Below are 236 nucleotides of genomic sequence, written 5' to 3'. Positions count from 1 at the left end.
CTGGCTGATCGGTGGCCCTCCCGTCCGGTGCGTGTGGGTCCATGTCCGTGTGATCAGGCGGCGGTGCCACCGCAGGACGGTCCCCGGGGGTGACCAGCCGGTGCGCTCCCAGCGCTCTGGGCAGGAGTCGGATCAGTGCGGCGGGCACCGCCCGGTCCGCCCAGTCCCACCGGGGCTTGGGCTGGGTGCGGCGCAGCACCGCGACCTCATGCCGCAGCACGAGCAACTCGATGTCC

1 pseudogene is annotated in these 236 nt (G+C 73.3%); it reads right to left on the bottom strand.

Annotation, left to right across the window (positions count from 1 at the left end):
- Positions 1 to 236, bottom strand: a pseudogene (locus FMEAI12_RS29205) (hypothetical protein); the annotation flags it as partial.

Origin of the sequence: Parafrankia sp. Ea1.12 (assembly GCF_900465275.1) — a bacterium.
In the GTDB taxonomy this organism is placed as follows: domain Bacteria; phylum Actinomycetota; class Actinomycetes; order Frankiales; family Frankiaceae; genus Parafrankia; species Parafrankia soli.
The sequence above is the reverse complement of the archived record's forward strand: the minus strand, read 5'-3'. Positions and strand labels throughout refer to the sequence as shown.